A 9995-nucleotide genomic window follows, 5' to 3' on the forward strand; every position below is an offset into this window, starting at 1 on the left:
CCATCGCCCGCCTGGACGCCTGCGCTGCCAAGTCCTCCTTTGACGCGAATTGCTTGTAAAAGGCGCCCTGCGTCAGGCCGGCACCCTTCATCAGATCCTTGAGGCCGATGCCGTCAAAGCCGCGCTCGCGAAAAAGCCGGCTTGCCACATTGATGACGGTCTCGCGGTTTTCCGCTGCTTGAATTCGGCTCACTCGCATGATCGTTCTCCTTTTTGATTGCGTTCGTAATCTATAATTGATATAGAGGTCGAAAGCAATCTATTTCGAGAAGAGGCGATGGGCGTGAAAAAGAGAACCGTTATCGTATTGGGATCGACCCTGACGGCGATGTCATGGGCAGCGGCATTCGCAACCCTTGCTACTCCCGCGCAGGAAGCGCCTTTGGTGACCGACCCAAGGCAGGAAGCACCATTCGTCAGACTTGTGTCGGCAGCGCCGTTCACCGATTCAGAACGTGGCTTCACCGGCATCATCGCGGCGAGGGTGCAGAGCAATCTCGGCTTCCGGGTTCCCGGCAAGATCGTCGAACGGTTGGTGGACGTCGGACAGGAGGTTAAAGCCGGTCAGCCGCTGATGCGGATTGACGATACTGATCTGCGCCTTGCGCTTTCGGCGAAACGCAATGCCGTTACGGCAGCGCGCGCGACAGTCGCTCAGACACAGCCGGATGAACGGCGATACGCCAGCTTGCTTGGCAGTGGATGGGTCACACCGCAGCGCTACGAGCAGGCGAAGGCTGCGATGGATACAGCCCAAGCGCAACTTGCCGCCGCCGAAGCCGACGCACGGGTCGCCGAGAACGAGGCGGCCTATGCGGTCCTGTTGGCGGACGCGGATGGAACGGTGGTTGAAACGCTTGGCGAGCCCGGGCAGGTCGTCGCAGCCGGCCAGCCAGTGATCCGGACCGCCAAGGCCGGCCCGCGCGAAGCAGTTGTCGCGCTTCCCGAAACGATCCGCCCGGCGATCGGCTCGGCGGCCGAGGCCAGCGTGTATGGCGGCGATGAGCGTCGTTATTCAGCGCATCTGCGGCAGTTGTCGGACTCCGCCGATGCCCAGACCCGCACGTACGAGGCCCGCTATGTGCTCGACGGCGAGGCCGCGGCGGCACCGCTTGGCGCGACGGTAACCATTCGGCTCGCAAGCCAGGTGAAACAGCCAGAGGTCCAGGTGCCACTGGGGGCCGTGCTTGATGACGGCCGCAAGACCGGCGTTTGGGTGTTGGACAGCGCCACCTCAACCGTACACTTTCAGCCCGTCCAGCTTGTTCGTGTAACCAGCGAAACCGCTGTGATCTCCGGATTGAACTCCAACGTTCCCATTGTCTCGCTCGGCGCTCACCTCTTGCAGGAAGGCGCTCTCGTCCGGACCGAGTCCGAAAGCGGGAGCGACCGATGAGCTTCAATCTTTCCGCGCTCGCCGTTCGCGAACGCGCCGTCACCCTGTTCTTCATCCTCTTGCTGGTGGCTGCCGGCGCCTACGCCTTCCTCATGCTCGGCCGGGCCGAGGACCCGAACTTCACCATCAAGACCATGACGGTCACGACGGCGTGGCCGGGCGCGACGGCGCGAGAGATGCAGGACCTCGTCGCCGAACCGTTGGAGAAGCGGCTTCAAGAGCTGACCTGGTACGACCGGGTGGAGACGACCACACGGCCAGGTTATGCGTATATGACGGTTACACTCAAGGACAGCACACCGCCATCCGTCGTGCAGGAGGAGTTCTACCAGGCTCGCAAGAAGCTCGGGGATGAAGCCCGCAACCTGCCGCCCGGCGTCTTCGGCCCCTTCGTCAACGATGAATATTCGGATGTGAGCTTCGCGCTTTATGCGCTGAAGGCCAAAGGCATGCCGATGCGAGAACTGGCGAGGCAGGCCGAGGTGATCCGTCAGGATCTCCTGCACGTGCCCGGCGTCAAGAAGATCAACATCCTTGGTGAACGTCCCGAACAGATATTCGTCGAGTTTTCCTACGCCAAATTGGCAACCCTCGGCGTGTCGGCACAAGACATCGTCGCTGCCTTGCAGCGGCAGAACACTGTCACGCCCGCGGGCTCGATCGATACCCTGGGGCCACGGCTCTTCATTCGGGTCGACGGCGCCTATGACAGCGTTCAGGCGATCGCCGACACGCCGATTGCCGCTGGGGGGCGAACGCTGAAGCTCTCCGACATTGCCGAGGTCAACCGCGGCTATGAAGACCCTCCCACATACCTCATCCGGCGTCAGGGCGAGCCCACCATCATGCTTGCAGCCGTTATGCAGGAAGGCTGGGATGGTCGCGCGCTCGGCAAGGCCCTGGAGGACAAGACTGCCACGATCGCACAGACACTGCCGCTTGGGATGACGTTGGACAAAGTGTCCGATCAGGCTGTCAACATCACTTCGGCGGTCGATGAATTCATGTTGAAGTTCGCGATGGCGCTCGGCGTCGTGCTGCTGATCAGCCTGCTCAGCATGGGCTGGCGCGTCGGGATCGTCGTGGCGGCTGCCGTCCCTCTGACGCTCGCCGTCGTGTTCCTCATCATGCTGGAAACCGGCCGGTTCTTCGATCGCATCACGCTCGGCGCCCTCATCCTGGCGCTTGGTCTTCTCGTGGACGACGCCATTATCGCCATCGAGGTGATGGTGGTGAAGATGGAAGAGGGCATGGACCGCATCAAGGCGGCGGCCTATGCATGGAGCCACACTGCGGCGCCGATGCTGTCTGGAACTCTGGTGACGATCGCCGGCTTCGTGCCGGTGGGTTTTGCGCGCTCGACGGCGGGCGAATACGCCGGCAACATCTTCTGGGTCGTGGGATTCGCCCTCATCGTCTCCTGGATCGTCGCGGTGGTCTTTACACCCTACCTCGGTGTCAAGATGCTGCCTGCGATCAAACCGGTCGAAGGCGGTCACCACGCTATTTACGACACGCGCAACTATCGACGTTTGCGGCGGGTTATCACGTTTGCCGTGCGCCATAAGTTCGTAACCTGCGGTATCGTTGGCATCGCCTTCGCGCTTTCCGTCGTCGGTATGGCCGGCGTCAAACAGCAGTTCTTCCCGACATCCGACCGCCCCGAAGTGTTGGTGGAGGTTCGCCTTCCGGAAGGCGGTAGCATCGAGACGACGACCGCCGCGGTCGAGAAGCTCGAACATTGGCTGGACAGCCAGCCCGAGGCCAAGATCGTCACGAGCTACGTCGGCCAGGGCGCTCCGCGCTTCTTCTTCGCGATGGCTCCGGAGCTTCCTGATCCCGCTTTCGCCAAGATCGTCGTGCTGACCCCCGACGCCGAGGCGCGTGAGGCGTTGAAGCAACGGCTCCGAGAGGCGGTATCGCAGGGGCTTGCGCCCGAGGCGTATGTCCGCGTTACGCAGCTCGTGTTCGGTCCCTACACGCCGTTCCCGGTCGAATTCCGGGTCATGGGCCCCGATGCCACGCAACTCTACAGCATTTCCGAAAAGGCCCTCGACATCATGCGGGGCGTCCCGGACGTGCGGCAGGCCAACCGCGACTGGGGCAATCGTACGCCCGTGCTTCGCTTCGTTCCGGATCAGGATCGACTAAACCTCATCGGTCTCTCGCCGGCGGAGGTGGCGCAGCAACTGCAATTCCTCCTCACCGGCATCCCCGTTACGCAGGTTCGCGAGGACATCCGCAATGTCCCCATCGTGGCACGCAGCGCCGGCGGCGAGCGGCTGGATCCGGCACGTCTGGCGGATTTCTCGCTGATAAGCCGGGACGGCCGCTCGATTCCGCTTGACCAGATAGGGCATTCGGAAATCCGTCAGGAGGAGCCAATCCTGAAGCGCCGTGACCGCACGCCCGTTGTCACGATCCGCGCGGACATCAATGAGGCGACCCAGCCTCCGGAGGTCTCCAAGCAGATCATGAAGGCCCTTCAGCCGCTGATTGCGTCCCTTCCGGTCGGCTATCGAATCGAAATGGGCGGATCGATCGAAGAGGCTGAAAAGGCCAACACCGCGCTGGGCAAGGTCTTCCCGGCGATGATCGCCGCCATGTTGATCGTCATCATGCTGCAGGTGCGATCCTTTTCAACGATGTTCATGGTCATGCTGACAGCACCGCTTGGCCTTGTCGGCGTCGTGCCGATGCTGCTCACCTTCCACCAACCCTTCGGATTCAACGCCATTCTGGGCATGATAGGACTGGCCGGCATCCTGATGCGCAACACGCTGATCCTGACCGAACAGATCAAGGAGAACCGTGCTGCCGGCATTGACGATTATCACGCGGTCATCGAGGCCACGGTGCAGCGCACACGGCCCGTCATCTTGACCGCACTTGCAGCCGTGCTCGCCTTCATCCCCCTCACGCACTCCGTCTTCTGGGGTTCAATGGCCTATACACTGATCGGCGGAACAGCGGCCGGCACGGTGTTGATCCTGCTCTTCCTTCCCGCGCTCTACATCGCGTGGTTCCGGATCAAGCCGACCGCGGATGAGATCCAGGAGGTTTCGACGGAGGAACCGGAATTGCAAACAGCGATGGCTGCCGAATAGGGCACTGTTGTCGCGAAAGACGGTTCAGGTTCTCTCCCGCTGGTTTTGCATGAATTTGCACGCCAGCTGCACGATCTTACCGACGATCGTCCACGGGAGCCTCAGAGGGTGGGTTCACCAGCTCTGGAGACATCAATGAATCGCCCGGTTCGAACGCGAATTGATCCCGACGAGGTGCGCCGGCGCATTCTGGAGGTGGCGGAGGAGCGCTTTCGCCGCATCGGTTACCGTAAGACGTCGGTGGCCGATATCGCCTCCGAACTCGGCATGAGCACGGCAAACGTCTACCGTTTCTTCCCCACTAGGGACGCAATCAAAGAATCCATCTGCGGCCAAGCTTTGAACGAGGTAGCTGACATCGCCCTCGCAATCGCACGCACAAACGCGCCAGCCGGGGAGAAACTCGGCCAGCTACTGACCGCCGTTCACCACCACAAGAAGATGACGCTGGTCAAGGAAAAGCGCATACACGACCTGATTGTCGCCGCCGTGCAGGAGAACTGGGCGATCATTAAGGCGTATATCGAGGACATGGTAACGACTTTAGGGATCGTCATCCGCGAGGGCATCGAATCGGGCGAATTCAACGTCGAAGATTCCGCTGCGGCGGCGCGTGCCGTCCACACCGCGTTCACGCCGTTCCTCCATCCGATTCTGATCGAGCGCTGCCTCGAACACGGCGAGGATGCCGAAGTGGGCTTGCGCGCGCAGATTGGATTTTGCCTGAAAGCTCTTGGCAAGTCGGCCTAACATGCCGGCTAGGCCAACGCCGGCTCCCCGATCGCCTGCCTGATCTGACGAACGTCGCGCGCTGGCGGTGCGCCAAACTGCCGGAGATATTCGCGGCTGAATTGCGAGGCGCTCTCGTAGCCGACCGCGAAGGCCACATCGGATGCGCTATGGTCGCCAGCGAGCAACAACTGCCGCGCTTCCTGCAACCGAAGCTGTTTCTGATACTGGAGCGGGCTGAGACCGGTCATTGCCAGAAAATGGCGATGCAGGCTGGCGCGGCTCATGCCGCTTGCATCGCATAGCGCCTCTATGCGCAAACGGGTATTCTGATTGTCCCTTATCCATCCCACCGCTCGCCGGATACGGCCCAGCGCACCCTCGGGCCGCGCGATCTGACGCAACAGGCGACCCTGCGGACCTTGCAGGAGACGATAGAGCAATTCACGTTCCGCCCTGGGGGCAAGAACGGGAATATCGGCCGGGGTGTCGAGCAACGACAGCAGGCGCAGCAAGGTGTCGCGCAGCGGCGCCGTCATCGGATTGATCGCTATGCCGATCCCTTGGGGATCAATGTCGCGCACCTGCGGCATGGTCGACGCAACATCGGCCAGAATGGCAGGGTCCAAGACCAACGACACCGCGACATAGGGTTGGCCGTCATCGGCATCCAGTATCTGGCCGATCAGCGGCAGATCGAGGGCGCTGATGAGGTAGTGCGCGGGATCGTAGCTTAAAAGATCGTCGTTGATCGCCACATGCTTCGAACCCTGCAGAATGAAGCAGATCATCGAGCGGTACAGGCACGGTGCCTTACCTGTGGTCGCCTGTCCCACGCTGATCTCCAGCCGCGGGATCGGCGTGATGTTCAAGCCGGAAAATGCGTGGCGCAGCGCGATGTCGAGATGCGGCATGAGATGGTTGGTCATCGTCAGACCATACCATCGTCAGTCCGCCAGGCAATCGAGAAGCTCCGAAAAACCTGCTCCTCGACCCGTAGCTTCCATATCCCGTTCCATCGAAAAGTAGAAAGGACATCATTATGCCCATGGGATGACGACACTGCCGTGCTTCGTCGGAGATGCCGACCCCCTACTGGTGAGGGTGCCGGGTACCGACCTGCACATGTACGGAACGGTTTGGCTTCTCACGCAGGGCGAGACACGCAAGACGAAGCGCGTGCGGCTCTTCGCCGAGTTCGTATCCCGGGGCTCGCCGCGTACGGGCCGCTTCTCGCGGGACTGTCCATATCGCGCGACTGACGCGCGGCAGGTCGCCGGCGACGCTTACCGTATTCCGGTCGGAAGCCGAGCTGCGATATCCGCGTATCGCAAGATCAATGCGCTTCGAAAGGCCAAAGGCGCCACGAGCGTCCGCGATCTTGCGCGGCGCGAACCCGTTTTCGTAATATTGAATCAGGCGATCAGCTGCATCCTCTAGTCGGCTCATATTATGACGCGATACAGCGTCAAATCTGGCGGCATTCAATGATTGGCACTCTCGCTTCCGCGTTTGAGCTCCTGCCTCTGGGACGAAACTGTATCACCCGTGCGGAGGGTGCCTCGCCACGCATCAGCGCAGCGATGTGGTCGCCCACTCCGTTCGCCGCAGCGATCAGCAAGCTATCCACGCGTTTCAGGATATAGCCGCCGGTCACCCCGCTCAGCCGATGCCCCAGCATCGCGGCAATCGTCGGAATCGTCGCCCCGAGCTGTTCCGCGACGCCCGCGAAGCTATGGCGCAAACTATGCAAAGTCACGCCGTCGAGCGGGCCGACCTCGGGAGGCTTTTCGTCACGGCACCTGGCCGCGGCGGCCTCAGCCGAAAGGCGTGCCGTTTTCTGAACCATCTCCCAGAGGCCAGGTAGCCCCTGGTAGCCCGCTTGCTCAGGCCCGGCGGCAAACACGTAGTCCGAAACAGGCTCCAACCTATCGATTATCGCAAATGCAGCCTGGCTGAGCGCTCGCAAGGATGGTCCGGTCTTGGTCTCGCCAAGGGCGAGGCAAGTTCCCAGAGCATCGACCTCGTCCCAGCGCAACTGTTGACATTCGCCACGCCGGACACCGCTCAGCGCAATGAAGCGAATGGCGGCGATTCCAATCTGGCTGTGCCTAGGTGCGCCGTGGCGATCGCGTTTCTGCTCAAGTGTATGAAGGGCTTCTGCCAGCGCGCGATACTGATCGCCGGTTAGGAGTGCCTTCTTCTGCGCATCCGCAAAACGACGCACACCGCGCACCGGATTCTGCTCGACATGCCCACTATCGATGCCCCAGGCAAAAATCGCACCAAGGAGCCCTAGTGTGCGCGTCAGCGCACCCTTGCCGCCTTTCACGATCGACCGACGCCGTGGCCCGAGCTTTTCGTCTCTGACGGTCTTTCCGGTTACGACGCCTGTCTTGAACAGCTCCATGTCCATTCGCGTAACCGCTCTGGCCTTGAGCTGTCCTAGCAGAGGCTTGATATGCGCCTCAATGCGGGATCGATCCGTTGATAGCGTGCTTTCTTTCTTGGGTAATCCCTTGCGGCCAAGAACCAGGCCGGCCGAGGCGGCCTCCATGTAGAGCTCGCACAGCTGAGAGACGGACATCGCATTTCGCAACTCGTGCCGAAGCGTCGCCGGATCCTTGCCTTCCACGACCTTGGCCAGCTCGATCTTCGCAAGGTCGCGTGCGCGCTCCGCGGTCAGTGGACCATAGGCGCCAATCTTCAGCCATCGCTGGCGTCCACTGTGGGTACGGAACTTGACCACAAATGTCTTTCGGCCGGATGGGAACACTCTGACGCCGAACCCTCTGAGCTCGGTATCCCAGTAGAGGGTTCCTGTCTTGGTGCCATCTGACCGAAGACTCTCGATTGCGCGTTTGCTAAGCTTGGGCATCTTGCCTCTGGGGTTCTCCATGTTGCAACCATAGTGCAACCAAATGGGAGCAAGCTCAAGGCAAAAAATGGATACGCCCGACGACATCACGCGTGCTATCGTATTGGTTTGTTAGGGATTTTTGATACTGTGGCGTACCATAGCGAAAGCGATAGAGCGCCCTCCGAAGGCAGAGGTCACAGGTTCGAATCCTGTCGGGTGCGCCATTTTTACCATATATAACAATGTCTTAGATGGGTGCCGGATGCCTCGTTTTGACGTCGGTCAGTTTACGCACAAGCGGCAGAACTAGGCTGAGGTTCCGGCTGGGGCGTCAAAACGACGCCAACTCGTACCAAAACAGCAACATTGGACCCGGATACCTACCAAACTGGATGTTGGAACAGGTGCGAGTTGGTTGACTGCTGCCCATGAAGGCAGCGCTTCGCCACAATCCGGTTTGGGCCGACAGCGGACCGGCGGCTCTTGGCGTCCGAAGAACGATAGGGGACGTGCAGCCCGATGGGACCAAGGCCTGAAGCTGGCCCGGAGCAGCCTTTCGGCTCCTAAGCTGAATGTCAGGAAGACACGACGGTCAGGGGCGCACCGCGACACGAGCGCGCCCTTTCGGGCGCTCGGGGTTCAGCGCAAGGCCGACGACCATTTCCACCAAATGATCTCGGAGCGAGCGCTGCCCGTCCACGGTGTAGAGCGTACTGCCAAAAATGCGCGAGAAGGTGGCCTGGTTGGAGACGTTGAAGAAGCTTGACGCGCTGATGTGCCAGTGCAGTTCGAGTGGGGACACGTCGTCACGGAAAAGGCCATCCGCGCGCCCGCGCCGGCAAATCGCCTCAAGCTTTTGAATAGCCCCCGCATTCAACAGCCTGATCAACTCAGACTGTTCGAGATACACGCCATGATGGATGTTTTCGATCATCACGATCCTGATGAAATCGGGATGGCGGCTGTGATGGTCGAAGGTGAACTCGGCGAGCCGCTTCAGTGCCTCGACCGGTGGCAGGTGGTCCAGTTCCAGCTCCTGCTCGCCCGTTCGCACCTGCCGGTAGGCTTCCTCGAGTACCCGGCCGTAGAGCCGTTCCTTGTCGCCGAAATAGTAGTAGATCATCCGCTTTGACGTATGTGTCTTTGCCGCGATCTCGTCGATGCGCGCGCCGGACAGACCGTTTGCGGCAAACTCGGTCATCGCCACCGCGAGTATGTTCTTTTGAACGCCGGCGGGATCCTGCTTCCACCCACTGCGTCCAGCCGCCGCCTTCTCGTTCAGCATATCTCATCACTCATGGTCCGTTCCTCGCAATCGTGGCATCGGCACATGAGTCTAGCAAATTAACCGAATAGTACAAAATTGTTGACGAAATTAACTGACTGGTACAAAGTTGCTCTTAGTTCGATTTGGGAGGATCGCTTGGCCTTGTTTGCCGCCACCACCGCGGAAAAATGGGAGACGTCTCCCAGGTCGCGCCGCATATTGGTCGGCTTGCTCGGGCGTGGAATTCAGCTTTCCCGGACGCCGGCGATGCACGAGGCGGAAGGCCGCGCCCAGGGGCTCTCCTGCGTTTATACGCTGCTCGATACCGAAACGATGGGCGAGACTGCCCCTCCCTTGGGCGATCTCATCACCTTTGCCGGGCATTTCGGCTTCACCGGCTTCAACGTCACGTTCCCTTACAAACAGGAAATCATCCCGCTGCTCGACGAGCTTTCCGAGGCGGCCGAGATCCTTGGCTCGGTCAACACCGTGGTATTCCGGGGCGGCCGGCGCATCGGCCACAATACCGACAAGTGGGGGTTCAAGGAGAGTTTTCGCCACGGGCTGGCCGGAGAGAAGCGTCGGGAGGTGCTGCTGCTGGGAGCCGGCGGCGCCGGCGCCGCGGTGGCCCAAGCC

General features: G+C 60.9%; 7 protein-coding genes and 2 pseudogenes. 5 read left to right on the plus strand and 4 right to left on the minus strand.

The genetic code is table 11. From position 1 onward, the window contains the following. On the minus strand, positions 1-199 hold a 199-nt coding region (locus tag EOA13_RS35630; protein WP_164780556.1), incomplete at its 3' end, for a TetR family transcriptional regulator. 84 nt (positions 200-283) lie between these two features. Between EOA13_RS35630 and EOA13_RS35635 the strand changes: the two genes are divergently transcribed. From EOA13_RS35635 to EOA13_RS35645, 3 genes are all read left to right on the plus strand, one after another. After that, positions 284-1396 carry an efflux RND transporter periplasmic adaptor subunit gene (locus EOA13_RS35635; protein ID WP_206535354.1) on the plus strand — a complete coding sequence of 371 codons (1113 nt, stop codon included), beginning with the start codon at positions 284-286 and terminating at the stop codon, positions 1394-1396. Continuing rightward, on the plus strand, positions 1393-4503 hold the full coding sequence (locus EOA13_RS35640; protein WP_127297847.1) for an efflux RND transporter permease subunit: 3111 nt from the start codon (positions 1393-1395) through the stop codon (positions 4501-4503). Before EOA13_RS35635 ends, EOA13_RS35640 begins: the two co-directional genes overlap by 4 nt. Positions 4504-4638: 135 nt before the next feature. After that, a complete protein-coding gene (locus tag EOA13_RS35645) occupies positions 4639-5253 on the plus strand; it encodes a TetR/AcrR family transcriptional regulator (protein ID WP_127297848.1) in 615 nt (204 codons plus the stop codon). A gap of 8 nt (positions 5254-5261) precedes the next feature. Here the strand turns inward: EOA13_RS35645 and EOA13_RS35650 are convergent, their stop codons facing one another. Continuing rightward, the gene (locus EOA13_RS35650) at positions 5262-6161 is read right to left on the minus strand and encodes an AraC family transcriptional regulator (protein ID WP_127297849.1); all 900 of its coding nucleotides are present in this window, start codon (positions 6159-6161) and stop codon (positions 5262-5264) included. Positions 6162-6282: 121 nt separating this feature from the next. Here EOA13_RS35650 and EOA13_RS39205 point away from each other — a divergent pair. Next, positions 6283-6494 (plus strand): annotated as a pseudogene (locus EOA13_RS39205) (LysR family transcriptional regulator); the annotation flags it as partial. A gap of 206 nt (positions 6495-6700) precedes the next feature. Here the strand turns inward: EOA13_RS39205 and EOA13_RS35660 are convergent. Then, positions 6701-8110, minus strand: coding sequence for an integrase family protein (locus EOA13_RS35660; protein ID WP_164780558.1), 1410 nt, complete (start codon positions 8108-8110; stop codon positions 6701-6703). Between the two features lie 574 nt (positions 8111-8684). Beyond that, positions 8685-9377 carry a TetR/AcrR family transcriptional regulator gene (locus EOA13_RS35665; protein ID WP_127297851.1) on the minus strand — a complete coding sequence of 231 codons (693 nt, stop codon included), beginning with the start codon at positions 9375-9377 and terminating at the stop codon, positions 8685-8687. Between the two features lie 144 nt (positions 9378-9521). Here EOA13_RS35665 and EOA13_RS35670 point away from each other — a divergent pair. Next, positions 9522-9995, plus strand: a pseudogene (locus tag EOA13_RS35670) (shikimate dehydrogenase); the annotation flags it as partial.

The sequence above is a fragment of the Mesorhizobium sp. M7A.F.Ca.US.011.01.1.1 genome, from assembly GCF_003998295.1.
Lineage (GTDB): Bacteria > Pseudomonadota > Alphaproteobacteria > Rhizobiales > Rhizobiaceae > Mesorhizobium.